General features: G+C 54.4%; 22 protein-coding genes. 15 read left to right on the forward strand and 7 right to left on the reverse strand.

The features are described 5' to 3' along the window. Window positions 1-154: 154 nt before the first annotated feature. Window positions 155-2,035, reverse strand: a complete 1,881-nt coding sequence (locus HYD27_RS23135; RefSeq protein WP_219219031.1) for an FAD-dependent oxidoreductase — start codon at window positions 2,033-2,035, stop codon at window positions 155-157. Between the two features lie 48 nt (window positions 2,036-2,083). Then, a complete protein-coding gene (locus HYD27_RS32160; RefSeq protein ID WP_228745268.1) occupies window positions 2,084-2,989 on the reverse strand; it encodes an FMN-binding protein in 906 nt (301 codons plus the stop codon). Between the two features lie 463 nt (window positions 2,990-3,452). On the opposite strand from HYD27_RS32160, the gene HYD27_RS23145 reads away from it, so the two are divergent. The 6 genes from HYD27_RS23145 to HYD27_RS23170 all read left to right on the forward strand — a co-directional run bounded on the left by HYD27_RS23145 (window position 3,453) and on the right by HYD27_RS23170 (window position 10,757). Next, complete coding sequence (locus HYD27_RS23145) at window positions 3,453-3,653, forward strand: CsbD family protein (RefSeq protein WP_219219033.1); 201 nt, start codon at window positions 3,453-3,455, stop codon at window positions 3,651-3,653. 483 nt (window positions 3,654-4,136) lie between these two features. Further along, complete coding sequence (locus tag HYD27_RS23150) at window positions 4,137-5,534, forward strand: ATP-binding protein (protein ID WP_219219035.1); 1,398 nt, start codon at window positions 4,137-4,139, stop codon at window positions 5,532-5,534. A gap of 121 nt (window positions 5,535-5,655) precedes the next feature. Then, window positions 5,656-6,927 carry an MFS transporter gene (locus HYD27_RS23155; RefSeq protein WP_219219037.1) on the forward strand — a complete coding sequence of 424 codons (1,272 nt, stop codon included), beginning with the start codon at window positions 5,656-5,658 and terminating at the stop codon, window positions 6,925-6,927. A gap of 53 nt (window positions 6,928-6,980) precedes the next feature. Beyond that, window positions 6,981-7,643 carry an NAD(P)H-binding protein gene (locus tag HYD27_RS23160; RefSeq protein WP_219219039.1) on the forward strand — a complete coding sequence of 221 codons (663 nt, stop codon included), beginning with the start codon at window positions 6,981-6,983 and terminating at the stop codon, window positions 7,641-7,643. A gap of 100 nt (window positions 7,644-7,743) precedes the next feature. Continuing rightward, entirely contained in the window at window positions 7,744-8,124 is a 381-nt protein-coding gene (locus HYD27_RS23165) for a RidA family protein (protein WP_219219041.1), read from the forward strand. Between the two features lie 182 nt (window positions 8,125-8,306). Next, entirely contained in the window at window positions 8,307-10,757 is a 2,451-nt protein-coding gene (locus HYD27_RS23170) for a glycoside hydrolase family 31 protein (protein WP_219219043.1), read from the forward strand. 712 nt (window positions 10,758-11,469) lie between these two features. On the opposite strand, the gene HYD27_RS32480 is transcribed toward HYD27_RS23170, so the two are convergent. Continuing rightward, complete coding sequence (locus HYD27_RS32480) at window positions 11,470-11,592, reverse strand: hypothetical protein (protein ID WP_255596501.1); 123 nt, start codon at window positions 11,590-11,592, stop codon at window positions 11,470-11,472. Window positions 11,593-12,092: 500 nt separating this feature from the next. Here HYD27_RS32480 and HYD27_RS23175 point away from each other — a divergent pair, with 500 nt between their 5' ends. Then, complete coding sequence (locus HYD27_RS23175) at window positions 12,093-15,182, forward strand: DEAD/DEAH box helicase (protein WP_219219044.1); 3,090 nt, start codon at window positions 12,093-12,095, stop codon at window positions 15,180-15,182. 31 nt (window positions 15,183-15,213) lie between these two features. After that, a complete protein-coding gene (locus tag HYD27_RS23180) occupies window positions 15,214-15,999 on the forward strand; it encodes a hypothetical protein (RefSeq protein WP_219219045.1) in 786 nt (261 codons plus the stop codon). 418 nt (window positions 16,000-16,417) lie between these two features. Here HYD27_RS23180 and HYD27_RS23185 read toward each other — a convergent pair whose 3' ends face one another. Together HYD27_RS23185 and HYD27_RS23190 are read right to left on the reverse strand one after the other, a co-directional pair. Beyond that, window positions 16,418-17,062 (reverse strand): GTP pyrophosphokinase, encoded by a 645-nt coding sequence (locus HYD27_RS23185; protein ID WP_219219114.1) that lies wholly within the window; start codon window positions 17,060-17,062, stop codon window positions 16,418-16,420. 291 nt (window positions 17,063-17,353) lie between these two features. Beyond that, window positions 17,354-17,728, reverse strand: a complete 375-nt coding sequence (locus HYD27_RS23190) for a hypothetical protein (protein WP_228745269.1) — start codon at window positions 17,726-17,728, stop codon at window positions 17,354-17,356. 201 nt (window positions 17,729-17,929) lie between these two features. Here HYD27_RS23190 and HYD27_RS23195 point away from each other — a divergent pair, with 201 nt between their 5' ends. Genes HYD27_RS23195 through HYD27_RS23210 form a run of 4 tightly spaced genes read left to right on the forward strand, consistent with a single transcriptional unit; the run spans window position 17,930 to window position 20,589 of the window. Further along, a complete protein-coding gene (locus HYD27_RS23195) occupies window positions 17,930-18,703 on the forward strand; it encodes a zinc ribbon domain-containing protein (protein ID WP_219219047.1) in 774 nt (257 codons plus the stop codon). A gap of 35 nt (window positions 18,704-18,738) precedes the next feature. Further along, window positions 18,739-19,599, forward strand: a complete 861-nt coding sequence (locus HYD27_RS23200) for a TrmB family transcriptional regulator (protein ID WP_228745270.1) — start codon at window positions 18,739-18,741, stop codon at window positions 19,597-19,599. Window positions 19,600-19,642: 43 nt separating this feature from the next. After that, window positions 19,643-19,948: a hypothetical protein gene (locus tag HYD27_RS23205; protein WP_219219050.1), complete on the forward strand. Its 306-nt coding sequence runs from the start codon at window positions 19,643-19,645 to the stop codon at window positions 19,946-19,948. A 47-nt stretch (window positions 19,949-19,995) separates the two neighbouring features. Beyond that, on the forward strand, window positions 19,996-20,589 hold the full coding sequence (locus tag HYD27_RS23210) for a xanthine phosphoribosyltransferase (RefSeq protein ID WP_219219051.1): 594 nt from the start codon (window positions 19,996-19,998) through the stop codon (window positions 20,587-20,589). A gap of 347 nt (window positions 20,590-20,936) precedes the next feature. Here HYD27_RS23210 and HYD27_RS23215 read toward each other — a convergent pair whose 3' ends face one another. After that, window positions 20,937-21,965: a diacylglycerol/lipid kinase family protein gene (locus HYD27_RS23215; RefSeq protein ID WP_219219053.1), complete on the reverse strand. Its 1,029-nt coding sequence runs from the start codon at window positions 21,963-21,965 to the stop codon at window positions 20,937-20,939. 118 nt (window positions 21,966-22,083) lie between these two features. Next, the gene (locus HYD27_RS23220) at window positions 22,084-22,422 is read right to left on the reverse strand and encodes a DUF4870 domain-containing protein (protein ID WP_219219055.1); all 339 of its coding nucleotides are present in this window, start codon (window positions 22,420-22,422) and stop codon (window positions 22,084-22,086) included. Between the two features lie 640 nt (window positions 22,423-23,062). Here HYD27_RS23220 and HYD27_RS23225 point away from each other — a divergent pair. The 3 genes from HYD27_RS23225 (at window position 23,063) to ctaD (ending at window position 26,676) form a co-directional block, all read left to right on the forward strand. After that, entirely contained in the window at window positions 23,063-23,251 is a 189-nt protein-coding gene (locus tag HYD27_RS23225; protein WP_019913840.1) for a hypothetical protein, read from the forward strand. Window positions 23,252-23,659: 408 nt separating this feature from the next. Further along, window positions 23,660-24,709, forward strand: coding sequence for a cytochrome c oxidase subunit II (coxB, locus tag HYD27_RS23230; protein WP_219219057.1), 1,050 nt, complete (start codon window positions 23,660-23,662; stop codon window positions 24,707-24,709). A 128-nt stretch (window positions 24,710-24,837) separates the two neighbouring features. Further along, entirely contained in the window at window positions 24,838-26,676 is a 1,839-nt protein-coding gene (gene ctaD, locus HYD27_RS23235) for a cytochrome c oxidase subunit I (protein WP_219219118.1), read from the forward strand. Window positions 26,677-26,678 lie beyond the last annotated feature (2 nt).

Raw genomic sequence — 26,678 nt, forward strand, 5'->3', positions numbered from 1 at the left:
TATGCTTTCACCTTATTAAATAAGGAGAGTAATGTGTCCTAGGGACACATTACTCTTAAGAACATCATATTCAGCTGCAGCAACATAAAATGCACATGAGTCACTGTTATATTTAATTAAACGGTTTGAGAAGCGCTAAACAGCGGGCTTAATATCAGTCGGTAAACAGATACCATCGCCGCACAAGCGGGATTCGTTTCCACTGCTTCTTGAGCCACGGCAGGACGTAGTAGTCCAGACCGAAGACGCTGCCTGATCCGCCGATGCAGGCGATAGCTGCCCCAACATACCAGAGCATTTCCGTTGCGGCCATCTTGGTGGACCAGATCATGACTGCCATCGCTATGGTGGCAAGTGAAGAAATGGCAGTGAAAAGACCTACGATAAGCATAATACCGAAGACAATTTCAGCACAAACCATGCCGATTTGGAACCATTTAGCCAGGAAAGTGTAACTTCCGTCATTGTTGTAGAACATCAGATCCATGAACCAGTTCGTAATATCATAGATAAAGCCTGGAACCGGCAATGCCGATACGGCTTCTTTGGCGGTGGAAACTGCCGAAGCTGCGGACTGTGCATCCACCGTTGTCTTTACGGCATCTACGGCTACACTTGCTGATGAAGCGGCATCCGTTGCGAAAGGAGCGGCAGGAATCAGGAAGATCTTATCCGGATCAACCCAAATTTTTCTGAGCTTATCTATGCCTTCATATAACCACATGCCCCCGAGCAGCATACGGAGCGGAACCAGCCAGAAATTCGGCGAGCGCTTGGAGAAGTAGCCGCCAACGAAGCTCTTGCGATTTTCTACATGGAAGAACTCGTGCATCATGTAAGTCCATACCTTGTTAAAACCGACCACTTGAGACAGATAGAACATATTGATGAAATGCTTGGACAGCATCGCCATGAATCCGGTGAGCATAAACAACTTGCCTGGAAGGCCCACGTTGGCTACGCCGTAGCGGCTGCCGATGGAGACCATCGTACCGTGGAAGCCCGGCTTGTAAGCCTTCTTGGCGGTACCGCTGATGTCTGCGGCAATGTTGCCGGCAACGATTGGAGCGGCTTGTTCGGCATTTTCAACCATCTGAGGAACCGGACGGGTCTCACCTTCAGGAATGAAGAAGATGTTGTCCCCTACTACATAAACGTTCTTGTGGTCAACACTTTCCAGGTGCTCGTTGGTAACGATGCGTTTGCGTCCCTGCTGCTGTACTTCAAGGCCGCCGACGATTTCGGAGCCTTCCACACCGGCAGTCCAGACAATGGTCTGGGCATCCACGATGTTCTTCTCGCCGAGAGCTACGCTGCCTTCACCCACTTCGGTGATCTTGGCGCCGGTAACGATTTCGACATTGAGCTTGCGCAGTCTGGCTTCAGCCTTCTGAATCAGCTTATCCGGCAGGATAGGCAGAATCTTCGGAGCCATATCGGCAACGATCAAGCGTACTTCGGATGGATCAATGAAGAATTCTCTGCAGAGCTCTTCGCGCTGCTCGGCCATTTCCCCAACCAGCTCGACGCCGGTGAAGCCTGCGCCGATAATGACGAAGGTCAGCATTGCGCGGCGGACCGCAGGGTTCTTTTCCTTGGCTGCTTTGGTGTACATATCGCGGATTTGGCGTTTGAGAGCAACCGCGTCATCGTAAGACCAGAAGGAGAAGGTGTTTTCTTCAGCTCCGGGAATTCCGAAGAACGTTGGTTTGCTGCCTGTGCCGATTACCAGGTAATCATAAGCATAGGTAGCCTTGTCGGACTTCAGCTTTTTGTTCTTGAAATCAATGTTGCTGATCTCATCCAGAACAACATCCACCTTAAGGCCGGCAAAAATTTTCTTCAAATCAACTTTGATTGAATCCTCAGGCGCGCGGTTCGCGGACACCTCATGCAGCTCAGTCAAGAGAGTGTGATAAGGATTGCGGTCGATCAACTTAATTTCTACATCTTTGTTGTTCTTATACTTCTTTGCCAGTTTCTTAGCCGTGAGTACGCCGCCGTAGCCGCCGCCCAAAATGACTATTTTTTTCAAGAGAAGCTCACCTCATTCGTCTGATTAGCTGCAAAAGGGAAGCGAATATTATTTCGCGCCTTCAAGTGCTTTTTCTGCCAGTGTAAAGTATTCGCCAACATGGATGGATACGCCGGAGATGGCGTCGGTTTTGCCTTCTGCATCCAGAACAGGAGCAGCGCCTTTATTTTCAAGGAAGTATTTCTCGGCAAGAGCGATTTCTTCGTGCCACTCAGCAGAAGCGCCGCCGGCTTTCATTCCGTATTTGCCATCTATGGAGTATTGTTTCTTGTCATCGCCTGCAGCATTCACGCCGCTGAAATTGACAGCTACGACATTGCCGCCCGCAACAGAGAGGGCAACGGTTGATTTCCAGCCGGAATCTGCATCCATTTCACCTTCAGCTGTATATCCGCCGTCTTTGTATGGACCAGCTTCTACCGGACCGGCAGCCAGAGCAGCCTGGGCAGCAGCAACAAAGTCATTAACGTGTACGGAAACACCGGAGACAGCGTCGGTTTTTCCTTCAGCATCAAAAGTGATAGCGGCAGGATCTTGTTTTTCGATCAGGAACTCTTCGGCTTTGGCTGCTTGTTCATGCCATTCGGCTTGAGCGCCGCCTTTTTCTACCAGCCCGTATTTACCGTCTTCTGAAACTTTTTTCTTCAGGTCGCCGGCGGTTTTAACATTGAAGGCATTCCAGTCGGCTTTTGTGATTTTTCCGCCTTCTACATTCAACACAACGTAAGTCTGCCAGCCGGTTTCGGCATCAGCATCAATGGTTCCGTAGTAAGTTCCATCTTGATACGTGCCTGTTTCGGCAGTTGCAGTGCCGCCATCTGTTGCTGCAGGCGCAGCGGACTCGACTGGAGCATTGGTTGCTGCCGCATTGTTGCCATTGTTGTTGTTGCCACAACCTGCGAGCAATGTACCCAGTACAAGAGCGCTCGACAAAATTACAGAAGCTTTCTTCATTTTAGTATGACCTCCAAAGAAATAGTTTAAAATATATATATTAAAATGTAAAACATTTTAATAGTCAATGGAAGTGATAAAAATCACTTTATAAATGACATTTGTCACTTTTGAATCGGTCTAAAGACCCTTTTTGTAGCAGACACATGACATATATCGGCGGACATTACAAAAAAATTTAATTATCCCGTTTTATCTTCGATGGCATTCTAGCACAAGTAAACCGCCAGACAAGTGAAAATAATCACTTAAAGATAAATTAATTTATCAGCACTTGGATTATATCAAATTTTAAAATAATTAGATATGGGATTAAAAAGACTATTATGTGACAAAATACGACGGAAACAGCGGTTCTGCTCCGGACGGATATCCGATTCAAATTTAAGGATCATGGGTAATTTCTTTTTAAGACATGAGCCTCTGGTCATACTAAAAAGACACCTAAGGAGTTGAGCATACAATGGATAGCAATGTTGTCAAGGGAAAATGGATGCAGCTTAAGGGCGAGGCCAAGAAACAATGGGGACAACTCACGGATGATGATCTGGATGTCATTGCTGGCGAGAAGGATAAGCTGATCGGCAAGCTTCAGGAGCGCTATGGCCATACCAAGGATGATGCGGAAACGGAATACCGCAACTGGGAACAGTCCATCCGCTGACATTTATAAATAAGGAAGTACTACCTCGAAACAGGATAATCACATATGCAGGGAGAGGCGGTTGTCTATGTATAAATCCCATGTCGTGACCGGCAGAATTATCGAGATACACGCTGATCGGGTACTTACACAGCAAGGAGAGGTGTTCTGCTCCTTTCATCCCCGGTACTATATGCTGCCGGATGCAGAGATGTGGACACCCGCGGAATGTGACCTGAAAGAGGAGCCTGTAAAGATATTGCATGAGAAGAGCGGAGCCATGGGTATGAAAAGAAGGCGCTGGAGTCCTAGAAGGCCCTGGTTTCCGCAGCAGAAGAAGAGCGCAAATCGCATCTGATTTGCGCTCTTCTTCTGCTGGCGGGTCCATAAAATCCCGGTTTGTTGATTTCGCAATGGGACTGTGATTTCATGAATTCATTTTACTAATATGTTACTATGAATGATAGGTGCCGGACCTTTTATAGTCACCGAAGGAGCGATGCTATGGAATACCTTAAGATTTTTTTTATGAATACAGCCCTGCTGATAACTGTCGCTTATCTGGCGAATTTAATATATAAGCATACGATCACATATGCTCCCGAACCGGTGAAAAAGACAAGCTGGGTGGTACTGGCCATCTTTGCCGGGTGGATCAGTTCTTATTTTGGCTACAGGCTGGAAGAAAATGTTATTTTTGATTTGCGGTTTGTCCCATTGATCATCTCCACACTGGCGTTTCCCCAGCCCTTCCTCCTGATATTAATCGGCGTCGGCACAGGATTGACCCGGCTTACCTTCGGAGTGACTGAGGCGGCGGTGGCGGGTATGCTGAATTTATCGATTTTGGGATTTGTCTGTGCGGGACTCAGCTTCTGGGTGAGAAGCTCTTCGGCTTCGATCTTGAACAAGGGCTTGACCGTCATTTTGGTTGTGAATGTAATGAATGCGGTGAACATCCTTGTGTTTGGAGTGATACCGGATCAGGTGTACATAATGAAAATTTTGCCGTCGACATTTCCCGCCGGGCTGATTCTCAGCATGCTGTTTGCGCTGATCATCCGCGATTTCCAGCTTGATCTTCAGCGCAACGGTCAGGTGGCGAGAGCGAATAAGCTGCTTTCCGCACAGGCGGAGGAGCTGCACAAGAACAAAATTGTGCTCGAGGAACGGGCCAAGCAGCTTATGCTGGCCTCCCAATTCAAATCTGAATTTCTGGCGAATATGTCGCATGAGCTGAGAACGCCCTTGAACAGCATCATTAATTTATCACAGATTATAGAAGAAAGTGATGAAGAGCTCAGCAGGGAGGAAATCACTGAGTATGGAGCGATTATCCACCGGTCCGGCGATGATCTGCTGTCGCTTATTAATGATATTCTGGATCTGTCCAAGGTGGAAGCGGGCAAGCTGGATGTGATTCATGAGGAGCTTAGTGTCAGCGAGATTCCGGAGCTGCTGGCATTGCAGTTTACTGTGATGGCCAGACAGAAGGGGCTTGATTTCAACATTACCCTGAGCGAGGATGTGCCGCAGGTTATACATTCCGATCCCCAGCGGGTGCAGCAGATCCTCCGCAACCTGCTCTCCAATGCCTTCAAATTTACAATGAACGGCTTTGTCTCGTTGAATATCCGGATGGTAGAGCGGCCGGAAGGCGCGGTTCTGAAACGCTGGGTGGTCTTTGAGGTGCAGGACAGCGGCATTGGAATTGCCGCCGACAAGCATACGGTAATCTTTGAGGCCTTCCAGCAGGCAGACAGCAATATCAGCCGCAGATTTGGCGGCACGGGGCTGGGTCTGTCGATCAGCAGTGATCTGGCCAAACTGCTTGGCGGCTTCATTACACTGTCCAGCAAGGAGGAACAGGGGAGCCTGTTTTCTCTGTATTTGCCGCTTTGAGCCTTGGTGCATGAAGGTATCATGAACATCCAACTTAATTTGTGATTTTGGCGTATTGACAGGAGCTTGATGCGGAGTAGAATGAAGCAAAAGCCGCATCAAAGGAGTGTTATTCACCCCCATGAACATCATGAGAAACAGGCTCGGCGGTTCACGTCCGAAAGGTCTCCGCAAAGCCTCCGTACATCGGAAGAATCTGCAGATCGCTACATTAGAGGGGATCCCGTCAACGATATTTCAGGTGCTGCTCCAAGGGCAGTTCCTGACAGGCTTTCTGCTATATCTGGGAGCCAGCTCCAGTCAGATCGGCTTTGTTATTGCGCTTACTACACTGGTGAATGTGGCGCAGGTCGGTGTGGCTTTTCTGATTCAAAAGCTGCCGAGCCGCAAATGGGCCATGGTGACATTTATCGGCCTGCACAGATTGCTGTGGGGCTCCACCGGACTGGTCCCGTTTATTTTTCCGGAAGAGCATTGGGTTACTGCCTTTATCGTATTGTATACGATTGCATTCATTGCCAATACGGCGGGCGGCGTGCTGTGGACCTCTGTAATCAGCGATCTGGTTCCCGCACGGGTAAGAGGCCGTTATTTTGGAATCCGCAATACCTTCTTGAACGCCCTGGGAAGTCTAGTAATGTACGGCGGCGGCATTGTGCTAGACCGCTATCCCGGCGGGCACGGATTTTTGATTCTCTATATTGTGGTCTGGATTTTCTCCATTTCCAATATCATCGTGTTCATCTTCTATCCGGATGTTCCGTTCGAGAAATCGGAAGAGAAGGATTTCCTGCCGATGCTGCGCAAACCGCTTCATGATACGTTGTTTATGAAATCGACATTGTTTCTTGCCGCCTGGCTGCTGCTGCAGAACCTGACGGTGCCGCTCTACTCCTATGTCATGCTGCAGCTGCTGGAGATTAATTATGAAACATTGTCCCTCTTGAACGTTTCGCAGACGGTCTTTATGATGGCGAGCTTCTATGTGTGGGGCAACCTGAATGCCAAGTACAGCAACAAGCGGCTGCTGCTCTGGACGCTGCCGATTATCGCTGCTTCCTCGCTGCTCTGGGGACTGCTGTCTGTGCTGCCTATGCTGCCGGTGCTGTTCGCCGCCCACATTGTGTTCGGCATGGGAGTGGGGGGGTTCAACCAGCTGGCCTTTAACTTCATCATCGGCGATACGCCGAAAAAGGAGCGCCCGATGTATATGGCGACGTATGCAGGGCTGACGGGACTTGCCGCATTTTTTGGGCCGCTTATCGGCGGAAGCATTTACGAATGGATCCGGGAATGGCCGCACTGGACGCAGGTCTACGGGATGCAGCTTATCGTGGGCACACTGATGATTGCTCTTGCGCTAATGCTGGGCCGGCGCATTCTGAAGGACTAAAAAAGAGGAGGGCCAGCCTTCCTCGCAGATTCCGGGCGAAAGGAGGCCGTTCAATGACGAGAATTGCGTTAGTGCTGGGGGCCACGGGCCTGGTAGGCCGTGCACTCACTGAGGATCTGCTGAATGGACAGTGGGAGGAGGTGCGTGTGCTGGTCCGCCATCCGCTGAAGCTCAGGCACCCCAGGCTGAAGCAGGTGATCATCGACTGGGAGCAGCTCGGGCAGTATAAGGAGCAGTTCGCCGGTGTCTACGCCGTCTTCTGCTGCCTCGGCACAACCATTAAAAAAGCCGGCTCGCAGGAGCAGTTCGAGCGTGTGGATCTGGACTATCCGCTTGCGGCAGCCGCACTGGCCTCGGCATGCGGGGTGAAGCAGTTCCTGGCGGTCTCGTCGATGGGGGCGAATGCGAAGTCGCGGACATTCTATACCCGAACCAAAGGAAAAGTGGAGGCAGGGCTGATAGCTGCCGGATTCACGGGGCTGCATCTGTTCCGTCCTTCCCTGCTGCTGGGAGAACGTGAGGAATCCCGGTTCGGCGAACGGGCAGCTTCCATGGTCATGAAGGCGCTGGACTTCGCCATGATTGGCAAGGCGGCCAAGTATCGGGCGGTTCCTGCCGCCAAGGTGGCCAGAGCGATGATGAACATCGCTCTGGCGGATACCCGGGGCGTGCATATCTACACTAATGATGTTATCCATGTAATCGGGAAAAACTGAGGCCCGGGGTTTGCAATAAGCCAAGCTCAGGACTTACAATGAGCATAAATCATACGTACATAGCGATTATACTGTCTTGTACAACACACAGGAGGAGAATATGAGTAAAAAACAGGTAGCAACCGCAAAAGCCCCGGGTGCCATTGGCCCTTACAGCCAGGCAGTCATCGCCGGGAATTGGGTATACACTTCCGGCCAGCTGGGTCTGAATCCGGAAACAGGAACACTTGCAGAGGGCGTAGAGGAACAGGCGCGCCAATCGCTCAGCAATGTTAAGGCGATTCTTGAAGAGGCTGGAGCATCGCTTGAACATGTTGTGAAGACAACGGTGTACCTCAAGGACATGAATGACTTTGCAGCGGTGAACGAGGTGTACAGCACCTTCTTTGCCGAACCGTATCCGGCCCGCAGTGCTGTTGAGGTTGCGCGTCTCCCGAAAGACGGGCTTGTAGAGATTGAAGCGGTGGCCCGCAAGAAATAAATCCTTCAAGAATGAATTGTCCCTGGGTGTTTCTGTACGCGGGAAGCCCTCAGGGATTTTTTGTGTTGTTGCTCCGCCGCAAAAATGACCTGCAGGTCATGAAATTTGCGGATAGCAGCCGGCCTCCGCTGGGTAATATGTAATATTAATGAGCTGCAACAGCCGAAGGGGGAAAGCAAACGATGGAGAGCAGTGAGGCAATTCGGCCCGAGAAGATGGGTCCGCTGGTTATGAAGGAGACCTGGAACACACCGGGAAGCCTTGTAGCATGGGAACGCTCCGAGAATGTTTACATTGTCCGGGGAGAACACGGAGGCATTGTTTTTGTATTTTTGAACGATGAAATGTTCCGGATGAAGGTGTTCCGGGACAAAGTTCCCGATCTGACGACTACGGCTGCGGTGCTGGCCGAGAGCTGCATCCCGCACTTGTTCCCTGTGGAGGAAAACGAGGATCAGCTGACCTTTACGACCAGTGCCATCCGTCTGGTCATCGAGAAAACCTCCCTGCTTCTGCGTGTTGAAAACATGGACGGGAAGATCATTATGCAGCAGAACCTGACCAGCTGGAATCCGCGCGGTGCCAGCCACGCCGAATATGACATGCAGCCGGATTCGCATTTCTACGGGCTGGGCGAGAAGGCGAGCTTCCTCGACAAGCGGGGGGAGCGTTATACGAACTGGAACACTGATGTATTTGCCCCCCATTTGCCCGAGATTGAAGCGCTGTACGAGTCGATTCCGCTGCTTATCCATATGCACGGTGATCTGTCCTATGGATTATTCCTGGACAATACGGGCCGCAGTGACTTTGATATGCGCTCCCACGGAGTGGCGTTTACGATCGGCTGCTCTACCGGCGCTTATGATATCTATTTTATCAATGGTCCTGAAATGAAGGATGTGGTCAAGAGATACACCTCCCTGACCGGCCGGATTGCGCTTCCGCCCAAATGGGCCATCGGGTATCACCAATCGCGTTACAGCTATATGAACCAGCAGGAGGTGCTTCAGCTCGCACGGACCTTCCGCGAGAAGAACATTCCTTGCGACGTCATTTATCTGGATATCCATTATATGGACGAATACAGGGTGTTCACCTTTGATCCGGTCAACTTCCCCGAGCCTGGGAAGATGATTTCCGAGCTGGGCGAGCTGGGGGTGCGCATTGTACCGATTGTGGACCCCGGCGTCAAAAAAGACCCCAGCTACGGGGTGTACAAGCAAGGTGTGCTGGAAAAACATTTCTGCCGCCGTTTGGAGGGCGATATCTTCTTCGGCGAGGTCTGGCCGGGAATCAGCGCATTTCCCGATTTCAGCGATATCCGGACTGCCGAATGGTGGGGCGGTCTGCACAAATACTATACCGATCTTGGCATCCAGGGCATCTGGAATGATATGAACGAGCCGGCAGTCTTCAATGAGTCGAAGACGATGGACCTCGATGTGATGCATTTCAACAACGGCCGTCCGGTTACGCATGAGGAATACCACAACCTGTACGGCATGATGATGTCCAAGGCTACGTATGAAGGGCTGGCGGAGCATATGGGCGGGGAACGTCCTTTTGTGCTGACACGTGCCGGCTATGCCGGCATCCAGCGTTACGCCGCCGTATGGACCGGGGATAACCGCAGCTTCTGGGAGCATATGGCGATGGCTATGCCGATGGTGCTTAATATGGGCCTGTCGGGTCTCGCTTTTTCGGGACCGGATATCGGCGGGTTTGCCCACCATACCTCTGCTCAGCTGCTGGTGCGCTGGACGCAGATGGGCGTCTTTTTCCCCTATTGCCGCAATCATTCCTCGATTGGCACGCTGCGCCAGGAGCCCTGGTCCTTCGGGGAAGAGGTGGAGGGAATTCTGCGGGAATTTATCGGTCTGCGCTACCGCTGGATGCCGCATCTGTACAATCTTTTCCATGAAGCCGAGATGACGGGGCTGCCTGTGATCCGGCCGCTCATTCTGGAATATCCGCGCGATCCGCATGTTACGAACCTGTGCGACCAGTTTCTGCTGGGGGAAAATGTGCTGATTGCCCCCGTCTACCGCCCGGATACGGATCACCGCTCCGTGTATTTGCCGGAGGGGCAGTGGATCGATTACTGGGATGGGGAGGTCCATGAAGGCGGCCGCCACATCCTGGCCGCAGCTCCGCTGCATATTATGCCGATGTACGTCAAGGCGGGTACCTTTATCGCCGAAGGCCCGCTGAAGCAGTATGCGCTTGAGGATACGGCGGAGACGATGATTTTTCATCTGTATGGGGCTAAGGCAGAGAGCGGATTCTTTGCAGCCTTTGCCCTCTATGAGGATGACGGGCACAGCTTCAGCTACAAGAGAGGCCACTATGCAGAGATCAGTGTGCAAGCCACGGGAGAAGAGGGGGGATTACGGCTTAATTGGGCCTATACGGTCCGTGAGTATGCCCCGCGCAGAGAGATGCTGCGCTTTGCGCTCTGTTATCCGGAGTTCTCTGCGGCTTCTGTAGACGGACTCGCCGAAATGAGTCTGGAGCAGCTGGAAGAGGGACGGGCAGGGTGGGCCTGCAACGGGAAGAATGGCCCGCTTATTGTCCAGGTGCAGGATGATCCCGATGGAGGAGAACTGCGCATTCAGGCAGCGGAGAGGTAGAGGACTGCTCCTGCCCTTGCCAGAAAGCTGCTGTGAAGAAACCCGCCAGGCTGCGGGTTTTTTGGCATTTAAGCGACTTTGGCGACATAAAGTAACGCCAATGCCGCTAGACAACGTTGTCCCGTAAGTACTTCCCCCGCTTTAGAAGCGTGGTGAAAAAGTGTCCGGAGAGCCGGTAGGGAGCTGGAACAGCGATAGCGGTCGCCGTTGTAGCCGGATTTCCCCCTATAGGGGGAAATCCGGCTACAACAGCGGGTGGAAACCCCTGCCCGGCCATATGAAACGACAAAATCACCACACTTTTAGAGCCTCTAAGGTCCGCCAGATCCGCAGCTTAAGAGCCGGACCAAAGCGAGAATCGTTCCCTGAACTTGAGTTACGCAAGCCCCGCAGCAGCCTTTCGTAACCAGAGATGCTAAGTGGATTTTGTACTCCTAATTCTCCGGGATTCGTGCCACAACGGGACTAGTGGGATTTTGTACACCTAATTTGGGAATTTCGGCGGCTGATCGCTAATTTGGTCGAATTAGTGTTACTTTTTCCACTTCATGCTGCCAAGGGGGCCGAAAAAGCTTCGATTAGTGTTACTTTTTCCACTTAGAACCTGGTGCAGCGGTAGCGTCAGCACTGAACCCTGACAACAATTCAGGTTTTGCTTGTCCCCTCTGCCCTAATGATCTTCAGGGCGGCAAAATTTACGCAGTTGACTTCTCTAACGAGTGTACGTACCGCTAGGAGCTGCACCGTCTTCTTCCGTCCCCCCTCCATGCCGGATGCTGTTCTCAATCCGCAGCTTGGGCAGGCTATGGCCGATGATCTCCTCTGGATCATACATATAGAAGGGTTACTCCTTAAGGGTAAATCATCCAATGTTTTGCTTCTGCCACAAAGAACAGGATGAATATCCGCCAGGATCAGCGGCTTATGGACCCAAGTGAAGTCCGCACCGCGAACTTTGTTACTGGGCCAAAAAGGTAAATAAAAGCGCTCGGTCTATTCGCATTCTGCTTTGTTAACACAAAGGCCAAGGGGAAACGGCTCCCTTTCACGGGACGCTTGGAAGAACCTGCCCCTCTGCTGTGTGAGCAGTGTGGCTTTATTTTAGCCTCTGCAAATCCGAATAAATCTGCAGAAAAATGCAGAATGGGTTTTTAAATATGGCCTTTTTCGTATAAGATGAAGGGATGAAGAAAAAACGTCAGGAAATCCGGGAGTGAATCAATCCAAGGCCTGCCGGTTGTCCTGTAACTATATTTCTTGCAGAGAAGGAAGCAGTCTTCCTGATGGCAGGCGGACCGGTTCTTTCTGTTTGCTCAAAAAGAATGGAGATCATCAATGATTAAGCATCTGTATGCAATATGGTTGGGGGACGTATTCTTTTGCTTCTCCGGCGAAACCTCGGAGCCGAAGGTGGACGCATGGATGCGTGTGGTCAAACGGCTGGAGCTTCGGAGCGGCTGGCGTCCTTTTGCGGGTGCTGCGCTGCGGCTTACGGAAGTGAAATACCCGGTTGCCGCCCCTGTGGAAGGGCGGGCGGCGCGGCGCGGCGTGCCGGGGCGCACGCTTGAAGGCCTGGCCCTCGCGCCCGGCGACGCTTTTGAGCTGCTGCTCGGCTGGGACGAGCAGCTGTGCCGCAGCCAGGGCCTTGAGCCGGGCGGGGAGCTGCGCTATTGGGCGGCAGCGGCCCGCTTCGCGCTGGAGCTTATGGGCACGGGCGGCATTGTGCCCGGAGCGCTGCCGCCGCGGCCCTTGGGCTCACGCCGGCGCGGAGGAGAGCAGGCGGCGTCGGCCGCCTGGTCTCCGGCCTTCCGGCACGAGGCGGACAGGGAGCTGTTCCTGCAAATGGCGGCCTCCATGCCGGTGCTGGCCTTGGGAACGCATGTGGCCGGAGAAGGCGATCTGTCCTCCCGTGAGGATGCCGGTGCTTATGTTCTGTATTCCTTCCTGCAGTCTGTGATGACTGCGGAGATCAAGCGGATCGTCGCCGAGAACGAAGGAAGGCTGGCTTCTTACAAGGCGAATTACCGCCGGGGCTACTCCCCGCTGATAGAGCTGTGGTGGAACAGCCTGCTTACGGGCAGCCGCGATATCCCGGTACAGGGGACACCGGCCGAAGTGGCAGAGCTTCTGGCCGCAGTGAACGGAACCGCAGGCAACGGGGTGCCGCATGCGGAGACGGAAGAAGCCCGCAGCGGGCAGCTTAGCCTTGGGCTGCGTCTGGAGCCGCCTGCGGATGAGAGTGCAGAGTGGCGTCTGTCCTTCTGGGTAGAGAGCCGCGAGGAAGGGGAATTCTGGCTTCCCGCTGCTGCGATCTGGAGCAGCCGGGAACGTGAATTCACGCTCTGGGGGAAACGTTACCGCAATATCCAGCAGCAGCTGCTCGCCGCCCTCGGCCGGGCGGGCAAGCTGTCCCCGGATATTCAGCGTGCGCTTGCCGCACCGGCCCCGGACGGCGTGGAGCTTACGCCGGAACAGCTCTATTTGTTCCTGAAGGAGACAGTACAGCCGCTGCGCGACCGGGGCATCACGGTGCAGATGCCGTCCCGCTGGAGCCGGGAAGGCCGGCGGAAGATCGGCATGAGGATGAAGATGCAGCCGCCGGCAAGCGGGAGTGACCGGCCTGCCCAGGCCGCGCTGGGAATGGAACAGCTGATTGCCTTCCGCATAGAAGCTTCCCTGGGCGAATCAGCTGTCAGTGAGGATGAACTGAACGCTTTGGTGGAGGCAGGCGTACCTTTTGTACGGTTTCGCGGGGAATGGATTGAGATTGACCCGAAGGAAATCCGCCAGGTGCTCAGGTACATGAAGCGCAATGAAAGCGGAGAAATGTCGGCGGCCGACTGGATGCGGCTGGAGGCGGAAACGAGCGGTGAGCGTCTGTGGAAAGGGATGTCGGTTACCGGAATGGAGACTACCGGCCTTCTGGCATCGCTTATGCAGGGCGATATGCTGCGGCATCTGCCCATGCGTCCGGTGCCGCCGGATCTGCATGGAACGCTTAGACCGTATCAGGAACGCGGTTACCAGTGGCTGGCCGCGCTGAGCGGACTGGGCTTCGGCGTTTGTCTGGCCGATGACATGGGTCTGGGCAAGACGGTGCAGGTGATTACCTGCCTGCTGGACAGGGAGCTGGCCGCGCCGCCTGAAAGGAAGCGCGAGCCTGTGCTGATCCTATGTCCGACCTCGCTGCTGGGGAACTGGCAGCGGGAGCTGCAGCGCTTCGCCCCGTCCTTGCGGGTGCATATCCATCATGGGGGGCGGCGGGTCCGCGGCGAGGGCTTTGCCCGGCTTGCGGCCAGCCACGAGATTATCTTGACCACTTACCATCTTGCGGGTCGGGACAGTGAGGATTTGGCGGGTGTACGATGGTCGACTGTTGTGCTGGATGAAGCGCAATATATTAAGAACCACCGCACCAAGCAGGCGCAGAGCGTAATGAAGCTCTCGGCGCCGCACCGCATTGCCATGACTGGTACTCCGGTGGAGAATAGGCTTGGCGAGCTGTGGTCCATCTTTCATTTCCTGAATCCGGGTTATCTGGGGACCTATCATTCGTTCCGCCAGCGTTATGTCTCCGGAGAAGGCGGGGAGCGGCTGCGTGAGCTGCACCGCCTCGTATCGCCCTTCCTGCTGCGGCGGCTGAAGAGTGATCCGGATATCTCCAAGGATCTGCCGGAGAAGCTGGAGCTGAAGCAGTATTGCGTGCTAACGGAAACGCAGGCGGCGCTGTACCAGGGGGTAGTCAATGAGATGCTTGGCGTGATCGGGGAACGCTCGGGTATGGCCCGCCGCGGGCTGGTGCTGTCCTCCCTGACCAAGCTGAAGCAAATCTGCGATCACCCGCAGCTGTTCCGCAAGGACGAAGGGCGGGGGCTGCGGATGGAGGCTTCCGGCAAAATGGAAGTGATGTTCGAGGTGCTGGACAGCATAGCCGGGCTTGGAGAGTCCGCCCTTATTTTTACCCAGTACGTGGCGATGGGCGAGCTTCTGGTCAGCAGGCTGGCCAGAAGGTACGGCAAAGCACCGCTCTTCCTGCACGGGGGGGTTCCCAAGCGGGAGCGCGATGAAATGGTGCATGCTTTTCAGGAGGGGGAAGGCCCGGCCTTTTTTGTACTCTCACTCAAAGCTGGAGGTGTGGGGCTTAATCTTACCCGGGCCAACCACGTGCTGCATTATGACCGCTGGTGGAATCCGGCAGTGGAGAATCAGGCAACCGACCGGGCGTTCCGGATCGGCCAGCACAAGAACGTGCAGGTGCATAAGCTGATCTGCCAGGGGACGCTGGAAGAGAGGATCGATGAGCTGATTGAACGCAAAAAAAGCCTGTCGGAACAAGTTGTCGGCTCCGGAGAAAACTGGCTGACCGAGATGTCCAATCATGAGCTTAAGGAGCTTATCGAGCTGCAGGGACAAGACTGGATGTAGCGGAAACGGAATGTGTAAAGGGGGATCGGCAATGAGCAAAGGGCTTGAGCTGCGGCTGGAAATTCAGCCCGGCATAGTTAGAGCGAGAGGTCTTCAGGCAACCGGCCAAACGCCGGAAATGCTGGCTGCGCGAAAAGCGGCTGCTGCCGTTCAAGAACCGGCGGCTCCGCCTGTTCTTTCTATGGAGGTTGCGCCATGGCCGGCTGAGCATAAAAGAAGGGTGCTGCGCGAGCTTGCCGCACATCCGGGAGAGCTGTATGAACTGCTGCAAGGGCAGCTCAGCGCAAGGCTGGCAAGGCTGAAGCTGCTGCCTGCCGAGGAGGAGCTTGCAGCTGCGGTCTATGAGCAGGGGGCAGGAACTGCGGACAGGACGGCGCTGCTGAAGCTGCTGAAGCAGCGGCTGACAGAGGAGCCTCTGCTTGCGCTGTCGCTCCGCGGCCTGGGCAAGGAGGAGCTGCTGGCAGGTGTGTTTGGCTTGTGGGCCGAAGCGGATAACGGGGAAGAGGGAAATCCCAAACCGGAGACATCCGGCTTGCTGGCTGCCGAGCTTGCCCGGCTGGAGCGCAAAGGGCCGGCTGCCAACTCGGGGGAATGGCTGGCGGAGGCCGCTGCCGAAGGCTCGCTTCACCAGCCGGGGCCGCTGTTTCATGAGATCGCAGCCCGGCCGTTTCCGGTGTCTCCGGTAGTGGCGGAGCCCACGGAGGATTGGGCGTCCCTGCTGCCGCAGACGCCCGGAGCGGCCGACGGGCTGGCGCTGATCATGCGGGAGGTGGCTGAAGCGGCTGCCCGCCGGGCAGCAGGCTTGAATAAGTTGTAAATGCGAAGTGGCAGCAGCAGTTTTCACACTGATGGAACATGAAATGTGCAGCGTCCATGCTGATTATTCTAAGGGTTTTTTAAGTGATTGCACTTTCTGCAATAGAAAGCCCTTGGTTGTGCGGGGAGTAGTATTCTGCTGTATATTGTGCAATAGATTCTATTTCCCGGTGGATTATGGGGTCGCCTGCTGTACAAAGTGCAACAGGTATTCATGGCGCTCTTTCGCGGCACTTCAGATGATGACATTTCGGAGAAAGCCCTTGAGTTTGGCTTCCAGTCCCCAGTCCGGACTTGACCTGAACCTGAAAGGGACTCGGCAGGAATCCGCATCAATCAGTGCATTAACCAGAGGCAGCCCATGAACAGTCTACCGGCTGTTCATGGGCTGCCTTTTCAGATATTATAAGTTCTTCGGGCTATTGCTCCTTGACGGGGCCTTCAGCCAGCTCCAGAATTTCCCGGCGGAGGCGGAGCATCTTCTGATCCAGCTCATCGGCGGCGCGTGCCGCTTCCTTCAATTCCTCGGCAACATGCGAGGGGAGCTGCTTATCGAATTTGTAATACAGAATATGCTCCATGCTGGCCCAGAAATCCATAGCCAGGGTCCGCAGCTGAATTTCGGCCTTCACCCAGCGGGTGCCCTCCAGCAGCACCAGCGGTATCGCCACGATGAGATGCAGGCTTTGGTAGCCATTGGGCTTGGGGTGGGCGATGTAATCCTTGATCTCCAGCACCCGCATGTCCTCGCGTGCACACAGATGATCGACCAGACGGTAGATATCCTTCACAAAGGCGCAGACGATCCGCATGCCCGCGATATCATGAATGTGCTGCTCCATATTTTCCACTGTGAACTCATGCCCTTTGCGCTCCAGCTTCTGAAGAATGCTCTTAGGCTCCTTGATCCGTGACTTCACATGCTCGATCGGACTGAAGCCGTCGCGCACCTGCCACTCGGTCTTAATGATGTCTATTTTATTCTCCAGCTCATTCAGCGCATGCCGGTAGAGCGCTGGGAGCGCCTTGAAATTTTCAATCTGCTTGGCGAAATCCTCGCTCATCTGCCACTTTTGCAAATCCTTAACATGTACCTGCAACTGATTCAGCGTAACTTGTGTACTGTCATTTTCTTCCACTGAGACTCTCCCGGTTTTCATTATTTGTGACTGGTTCCTGATTTTATTTTAACCCAAGTACAGCCCCGGAAGCAAAATAAGGCCCGGACTTCCCTGGCTTAAATGCCAAAGAGTCCGGTCCTGCAATGGAAGAAAAGCAGCCTGTTGCTGTTTATACAGAAACATTTTGAAGCCTGCCGCGTATTAGCACACATAAAGCTGCGGGCGGACGCGTAATTATTTGTTGGCAGGCGAGCCTCCATCATAGCCTTTGTCCTCATAACCGGTATTGGAAAGCTTCGGAAGCACGTTCAGCTGCTCGATCGTCTGACGGGTCTCCGGAGTGCCATAACGGTGCAGATATTGAAATACCCGGATCGTCTGATCGTCGAACTGGTCGATGGCCTCATCGTGGTCAGCGGACTTGTAAGGCACAAAAGCGCGGCGGAAGGCGTATTCATCCTCCCTGGCCAAATCTTTAAGAATATCCTGAAGCCCTGTCAGCTCTTCAGCGGTCAGCAGGACTTCATATTCACCGGAGTCATTGCGCACATCCTGGATAAGGCCATGATTGACGGACACGAAATATTTTTTCTTGTCATTGCCATGCAAGTGGAATCCCTCCATCATTCGGTAAGGTTTGCCAAGGCTTATTTTAACTATTATACACAGAACGGCAAATAATGAATCTGACCGGGACATTTGGTATGATAGAAGCACAATTCCGCTTCTGCAAGGAGCATTAAAGGGTAACTAGACTATACTGAGGCTGCGAATCAGCCCTGTTCTCATTCTGGAGAAGGAGGAACTACAATGAATTTGTTGCAACGGATCAAAGACAGCGCCAGCCGGGTGAGCGAAAAAGCGCAAAACTCGGTGGAAATCGGCAAGCTGAATGGTCAAATATCCGATATTGAACGCGAGATGGAAATTGAATTTTTGAAAATGGGGAAGCTTTTCTACGAAGGCTACCGTTCAAGGGATATGTCGCTCGCGGAGGGCAAAATGGTGGAGCTTTCGCGGGGCTGCTTCAAGTTTCAGGAGCAGATCGACGGGCTGCGCGCACGGATTGCCGAGCTTAAGAATGAACGGCTCTGCACCTGCGGGCATGTGGTCGCTCTGGATGCCAATTTCTGCCCGCACTGCGGACGCAAGCTGGAGGCCGCCTCCCCCAAAAAAGAACCTGCGGCAGTGAACGTACATACCGTTCATGAGCACGAAGAAGAGGATGAATTCTACGGCGAGGAAGAGTTGACCGAAGCTGAAAAAGAACTCGCCATGAGACATGAGCACCGGGCGGTATATACCGAGGTGCTTCCCGAAGAGGAAGAGCTGCCTCTGGAGAATTACGCCGGAAAGGCTCAGGATGAGGAACGCAGCCGCCGGGAAGCCGATGAGCTGGAGCGTGAACGCGAGCGGCAGCTGGAGCTGGACCGGCGAATCCGGGACTGGAAGGCCAGCGAACCGGAAGAAGCGGCCGTCAGCGAGGGCGGAGGCGTGCGCGATATCGTGAAATGCCAGATTTGCCGGGCGGATCTGCCCAAGGGCTCAATGTGGTGTCCGCGCTGCGGTTCGGAGCAAATATAGACAGGAGTCACAGTCAGCCTAGGGGGACAACATAGATGGAACAGTTGCTGCTGCATCTGCGCAACTTGGGTTTCACAGAGATGGAATCCAAAATTATGGTCGAGCTGGCCGGCAAGGGCCAGGCTTCGGGCTACGAAGTCGCCAAACAGCTCGGAGTATCAAGATCCAACGTATATGCGGCGCTTCAGCGCCTGACTCAGCAAGGATATGTAAGATGCGGTGAAGGAGAGCCGGCCCGCTACAGCGTGCTGGACCCGGAAGAACTGGCGACAATGATTTCCGGCCGGGTCCAGGCTTCGCTCGCCTATATGGAAAGTGAAATGCCGCGCGGCGGACCGGTCAGCCCGTCTTTCTATAATGTGGAAGGCGACCGCAATGTGATGGGAGCGCTGATCCGGCAGCTGAATCTCGCCAGGCAGGAGATTGTGGTCGATGTATGGCGTGAGGAGGCCTCGCTGCTGCGCAGTGAGCTCGCGCAGGCGGAGCTGCGCGGAGTGAAGCTGCTGTGGGCTTTTGACGGAGGGAACGCGTCGCTGGCTACGTATCCGGCTTGGCCGCCCTTGGACGGGAAGCCGCGGAGAAGCGGGGGGCGGAAGTTTTCTTTTGTCATCGACCGGTGCTGGTGCATGCTGGGAATGCGTTATGAGGATGGGACGGCGCAGGCGGTGGTTACGGAGCATCCGGTGCTGGTGGAGCTGCTGCTGAACCACTTTACACAGGAAATGGTGCTCTTTGAGCTGGAGGAAGACATGGGACCCGAGCTTATCAAACGTTACGGAGAGCGCTACAGCCGTATCTACAGCAAGTATGTGCTGCATGATCAGGATGGGGGGCAGCATGAGGGCCAGGAAGAGCAATCGTCCGGGGAAGAACAGCCCGGGGAGCATTTCGATTAGCTGCGCCGGGGGAACTGATATTAGCTTAGGGAGGTGAAAAGCAATGGAGTGTATCGTTCATTTTGAAGTGGATCATACCGGAGGCGTCAAGAATTTGCGCGGGCTGTTGTTTGTGGATGAAGGGCAGACCCCTGGAGAGCAAGAGCTGATTGACATGTTCAAGGACATGAAATTTGCTGTGCGGCTGGATGACCGTGAGAAGCTGATCTTCAAGCCTGTGAATCCCGGAGAATCCTACTCGCAGATCCGCATTACGAGCTTTGACAGCGGCAAGGCGAACAGCAAAGACGATCATGACCTGAAGTCGCTTGTCGGAAATCTGCTGCCGCAGAAGCCTACAGGATTGTAAGCGGGGAGAAATGGGTCCGGAGGATGGAAGAAGGAGGAGGAGCACAGATGAAGTTATTGAGACAAAAGGTCATCAGCGAGGGTATTATCCTCGGTCAGGGCGTGCTCAAGGTGGATTCTTTCTTGAATCACCAGATGGACCCGTTTCTGATGCGTGAGGTCGGCCGCGAGTTTACCCGCCGTTTTGCCGGGCAGGAGGTCACGAAGGTGCTGACCATCGAGTCTTCCGGGATTGCGCCCGGCATTATGACGGCACTGGAGCTTGGGGTTCCGCTGATTTTTGCCCGCAAGCAGAAGTCTCTTACCCTGACGGAAGACATTTTTGTGGAAAAAGTCTATTCGTTTACGAAAAAAGAAAGCAATGAAATCACCGTTTCCAAAAAGTTCATTGCGCCCGGTGAGCGGGTGCTGATCGTGGACGATTTTCTTGCCAACGGTGAGGCGGCCTTCGGGCTGGCCCGGATCGTCGAGCAGGCGGGCGGCACTGTGGTCGGCATTGGCATTGTCATCGAAAAAGCGTTCCAGCCCGGCAACCGGCTGCTTAAGGAAGCCGGCTACCGCGTCGAGTCGCTGGTGCGCATTGCTTCGCTGGACGACGGCATTATCGCTTTTGCAGAGGAAGACGCGGAGCATTCGGACTAAGGATGGCGGAAGATGGACTGCAATGGACAGGTCAGGCTGCTGCGGCATGGATGCTCCAATACAGCAAAAACGCGAACGAACCTTTTCACGCTTTACAGTGTGGTGAAAAGGTTCGTTTGTTTGTGTATGTGTGGAGGCTGTCTATTGGCTGCAGATTGATGATTGTTTATTGAAGTACCGGGTATGAAAGGCGGCGTATGGAAGAGCGCATCTTCTTCTATCACGCGTTGTGCTGACCGCTTGCGCATACCGCGCGGAATGGTGACTGCTCAGAGTCTGATGCCGGATGGAGCGCAACTGCTGAATTTCCGCGGCAAGCTGGCAGACTTCCGGGTGGTTCCCGCTACTTAACGGACACCGGTGCGCAGCGCCGAAGAAGGCACGCCGCCCGCAGCGCTAGGGCGGCCCCTGCACCCCGCCGCTGCCTGGCCGCTGGCGGAGCAGGGTCCGGCTGCGCCGTCCGCGCCCCGCGCGCCGGCGAGCGGCGAGAGCACGCGCAGCGCCCCCGGCTCGCAGCGCACGGCCATCGGCGCCGTGCCGAGGCTCTCGCCGTCGCCGATGGCATGGCGCGGCTGCGCGAAGTGGACGGCTACGCTGCGTCCGCGCAGCATGGTGACGAAGGGCAGCCGGGTATGCTTGCCCTTCACCACCGTCGGGAACAGCCGCAGCAGCTGCCCGCGGCTGAGTCCGTGCACCACGCAGACGTCCAGCAGGCCGTCATCGGCCTTCGCCTGCGGGCAGATCAGGAGCCCGCCGCCGTAGCTTGGCAGGTTGCAGATCGAGACGAGCCAGGCTTGCTCGAAGGCCTGCTCCTTCCCGTCGCAGATAACGCTTACACGGCAGGGCTTGAAGGTTATCAGCGTGTGCAGAATGCCGATGAGGTAGGCCAGCTGTCCGGCCCCGATGGCGTTGCACAGCCGTTTGTAGGGGCCGTTGTTGACATTGACGGCCACCTGGGCGTCAAAGCCGCCCGCTACGGCGGTCAGGGTCAAGCCTTCCGGGCCCGAGAGCAGGTCCGCTGTCAGGCAGCGGTCCTGCAGCGCGGCGTCGAGCGCCGCCTCTGCGTCCAGCGGGATGCCGAAGCCGCGGGCGGTATCATTGCCGGAGCCGGCGGGAATAACCGCCAGCGCCACGCCGCAGCGCCGCAGCGCCCCCAGCACGCTGTGAATCGTGCCGTCGCCGCCGATCACGATGGCGGCGCGCCAGTTCTCGCGGCGCGCAAGCGCGTGGAGCACCTGGGCTTCGGCGCTGCCGGCGCTCCGCGTGAACAGCGCGTCATAAGCGGTGCCGCGGGCCTCCAGCATGGCCTCCACGGCATGCCAGGTCCGCTGGCCCGCGCCCCCGCCGGAGCGGGGATTTATGATGAATAAGTACATGGATGTTCCTCCAGCCTGCAGATTCCTGTATGTCTTGACTCCATTGTACGAAGCGCAGGGACAAAAGGGAATCTTTTTAACAAGATGCGGCAAGAATCCTGGCGGCAAGAGCAGCCGGCTATAGCTGGCGGAGCTGGTGCTCGGCAATTTCTCCCGCCCAGGGCAGTCTATACCACCTTCCGCCCAAGGCGTGGTAGATCATGAGCAGCCACACGGCGAACGTGCACAGCGAGATGAGTGCGGCAGCAAGCGGACCCAGCAGCGGGATGAATCCGCACAGCACATGGGCAATCATCAGCACACCGAAGGCGATCAGCGACTGCAGAGCATGGAACAGCACGAATCGGCTGCGCTTTTCGAGTGCGAGGAAGATAATCCCTCCAATGAACGGAAAGAAGTAACAGACGGCAGCGGCAATATGATCCGGCAATCCGGTAGAAGATTTGACGGGGGACAAGGGCTCACTCTCCTTGGGCTTGATGGAAGAAGGCGTTTTTGTGCTCCTGCTTCCTTAAAAGCCTATGAAAGGGCTGTACAAAGTATGTGATTTTATGCCTGCAGAGCTAAGAGGATTACAGCTCTTTGCCGATGTAATTAATAAGCAGTTCATAAACCACCTTAGCCAACTGCTGATATTTTTTGCAAACCATGGGTATTCTAACAGCATCGGCCCCATCTGCCGGGTGCACAAAAGCCACATTTTCAGTCCAAAGCCGATAAGCCTAACCTCCTGTGGAAGGTAAAATGCATAAAAAAATTTCCATCCGCACATTTTACAAGGAAAGGTGGAACTTGGACTGGAATATGATACAATATAACGATAAGGCCCGAAAGGAGTGATTCAGCAAGTGGCTCTTCGGGTAACTAAAGTGTCTAAGGTGTCCGCGCATCAGGATATCCTTATTCTCAGCCCAAATCACGACGAACCTGCTTCACCGGAAGGACAGATTTCCGTATTGCTTGGATGTCTTACCGGATAATGCAAGCCGTGTGTGTGTATGGTTTCTGATCTTGCATTTCAGGGTTACGGCGAACTTTTCATCATGCATTCTCTACAACGGAGCATTCATTTTCAATGTTTTGGGAGGGAACTGATCATGGCAAGTAAAGGTCATAACGAAGTCAAGGAAAGTCTGCGGGAAATGACACGAATTTTCCGGCCCAAAGATCCCAAGAAATTTGTGAAGGAGTACGTCCGGAAGTATCGCATTACGGGAGGCTACGAAGAGGAGCTGACCATGGTGGTGGAGCATGAGCTGGTGAGAATGAACTCATCCGTCTCCTAAACAACAGACAGCAAAGCGAAGCCTGCTTTTGAATGAAAGACAACCCAAACTAGTCATTACATCCATGAGGATTCTCATAAACCGTGCCCGGGCGGCTTGCCGCTACAGGAATCGGTTTTTTTTGTATGCCGTTATAGAGGCGGGAGAGCATTCATTGCCCAACAGTCAAATGAATTAATAGACAAAATTACATATGTATGCGCTTTACCGGCTGAGATGCGGTTTTAACCGGATTTTGAAAGCGTTCTTAAATGCAGTCAGGACAAGGCTTTATGCTGTGAAAAAACAGTTTGTGAATTTGTTGTGAACGATTGACAAAAACACCCTTCAAACTTATATTAATAGTGATTGTTATAATTGACAGGATAATACTCTAATCTACGAAATCGGGAAAAGCGGGGTAGATCAATGATGAAAACGTGGCAGGCTGGTAAGCGGCTTCTTCCCATGACCGCAGCGCTTGGACTCATTCTTGCCGGATGCGGCCGGGAGGACTTGTCGGTGCTTCGTCCGCAGGGACCGGCGGCGGAAAGCTCGTTCGATCTGATGAAGCTGGCGATCACCATCATGATCGTTGTACTGCTGATCGTCTTCTCCATTGCAGCCTATGTGCTGATCCGCTTCCGCCGCAAACCGGATCAGAACGAAATGCCCGAGCAGGTGGAAGGCAGCTTCAAGCTGGAGGTGCTCTGGACTGTCATTCCGCTGATTCTTGTAGTTGTGCTGGCTGTTCCTACGGTAAAAGCCGTGTTTGCCGCCGGAAATGACCATGCGAACGACAAGGATGCGATCAAAGTCAAAGTCACCGGGCATCAGTACTGGTGGGAGTTCGAGTATACCGACTATGGGGTCACGACTGCGCAGGACCTGGTGATTCCGGTGGGCAAAGATATCGCCTTTGAGCTGAGCACGAAGGATGTGCTGCATTCCTTCTGGGTTCCCTCCCTCTCCGGCAAAATGGATACCAACCCCGCAGGCACGGTCAACCGGTTCAGCTTCAGTGCGCCAAATGAAGGCGTTTACCGGGGGAAATGTGCGGAGCTGTGCGGCCCGTCCCACGGCTTTATGGAGTTCAAGGTGAAATCGGTCAGCGAGGCGGCTTTTGAGCAGTGGGTCAGTTCCATGAAATCACCTGCCGTTTTGCCGGAGGACCCGGTTCTTGCCGAGACCCTCAGATCCCAGTGTCTGACCTGCCACGCGGTAGGGGATATGCCGGATTTGTCTAGTGCGCCTAATCTGACCGGAATCGGCTCGCGGGAGTCGGTGGCCGGCATATTGCTGAACGATGATACAGGGGTGGACGGCGAGCCGGTGCTGGAGAACCTCAAGACCTGGCTGCATGATACCGAAGGCGTCAAGCCGGGCAACAAGATGCCAGACCCGAAGCAGGATATGGGCTTAAGTGATGAAGAGATAGACGCAATCGCCGAATATCTGGCTGGCTACACGCTGGACTAGAGCTAACAGCCTGCAGTGGAAGCAGCATATTTGAAAAGGGGGTACGAACCTTGGCTCAAGCAGCGCAGTCCCTGAACCCATCCCAGCCTTTGAAGCATGGTCCCAGCATGAAACGCCATACCGGACTGATGGACTGGATTACCACTGTCGATCATAAAAAAATAGCGATTCTGTACCTGTGGGCCGGAGGCTTGTTTTTTGGCATCGGCGGGCTTGAGGCCATTCTGATCCGTATCCAGCTGATTAAGCCGATGAATACCTTTCTGGATGCCCAGACGTTCAACGAGCTGATCACGATGCACGGCACGACAATGATCTTTCTCGGGGTTATGCCGGTGATCTTCGCGCTGATGAATGCGGTGATTCCGCTGCAGATCGGCGCGCGGGACGTGGCCTTTCCTTTCCTGAATGCGCTGGGCTTCTGGACCTTCCTGTTCGGCGGCGTTCTGCTGAATCTCAGCTGGATCATGGGCGGTGCGCCCGATGCGGGCTGGACCTCTTATACTCCCTTGTCCACCATTCAGTACAGCGGCACGCATGGAGTGGATTTCTACACCATCGGGCTGCAAATTGCCGGACTTGGGACTCTGATCGGGGGAATTAACTTCCTGGCTACCATCATTACGATGCGCGCGCCGGGCATGTCCTTCATGCGGATGCCGATGTTCGTCTGGGCCAGCTTCATTACCTCGGCCATTATCCTGTTTGCTTTTCCCGCCATTACAGTAGGGCTTGTGCTGCTGACGTTCGACCGGATTCTCGGAGCCAATTTTTTCGAAACCTCGGCAGGCGGCAATCCGGTGCTCTGGCAGCATATCTTCTGGATCTTCGGGCATCCCGAAGTGTATATTCTAATTCTACCGGCCTTCGGCATTATCTCGGAGGTCATCCCGACCTTCGCGCGCAAGCGGCTGTTCGGATACAGCTCCATGGTCTTCGCCACAATCCTGATCGCCTTTCTCGGCTTCATGGTCTGGGCGCATCATATGTTCACCACCGGCCTCGGTCCGGTAGCGAACGCCTTGTTCTCGGTATCGACGATGCTCATTGCCGTGCCGACCGGGATCAAAATCTTCAACTGGCTGTTCACGATGTGGGGAGGGCAGGTGCGTTTTACGAGTCCCAACCTGTTTGCGGTCGGCTTCATCCCCACCTTCACGATGGGCGGAGTAACCGGGGTCATGCTGGCCTCTGCGCCTGCCGATTTCCAATTCCATGATACGTATTTTGTCGTTGCGCATTTCCACTATGTTATTGTCGGCGGTCTGGTGTCCGGGCTGTTCGCCGGGCTGCACTATTGGTGGCCGAAGATGTTCGGGCGGATGCTGAGTGAACGCTTGGGCAAATGGACCTTCTGGACCTTCATTATCGGCTTCCATCTGACCTTCTTCGTGCAGCATTTCCTGGGGCTTATGGGGATGCAGCGCCGCGTGTTCACCTATCTGCCGAATCAGCAGTTTGATCTGCTGAATCTGATCAGCACTGTGGGGGCGGGCCTGATGGGGGTGGGGATGCTTATTTTCCTCACGAATATCTTCCTTACCTCCAGAAAGCCGGCCGATGCGGCAGATGATCCCTGGGAGGACGGCCGCACGCTGGAATGGACGATTCCCTCGCCGCCCCCGGAATACAATTTCAAGCAGACACCGCTGGTACGCGGTCTGGATGCCTTCTGGAAGGAAAAAACCTCCGGCCATGCCTCCATGACTCCATCCGAACCGGTTGGTCCGATTCATATGCCGTCGGCAACAATTCTGCCGTTCCTGATGTCGGCCGGCATTTTTATTGCCGGACTGGGCTTCATGTTCAGCCGCGATGATTTCGGAAATGCGTTCATGAGCTTTATGTTCAACAATTATCTGGTTACAGCCATCGGGCTGCTGATTACCTTCGGGTCAATGCTGATCCGGTCGCTCTATGATGATCACGGCTGGCATATTGAGCCTGAAGAGCTGGAAGGAAGGTGAGC

The sequence above is a fragment of the Paenibacillus sp. S150 genome (assembly GCF_019352175.1).
In the GTDB taxonomy this organism is placed as follows: Bacteria; Bacillota; Bacilli; order Paenibacillales; family Paenibacillaceae; genus Paenibacillus_AQ.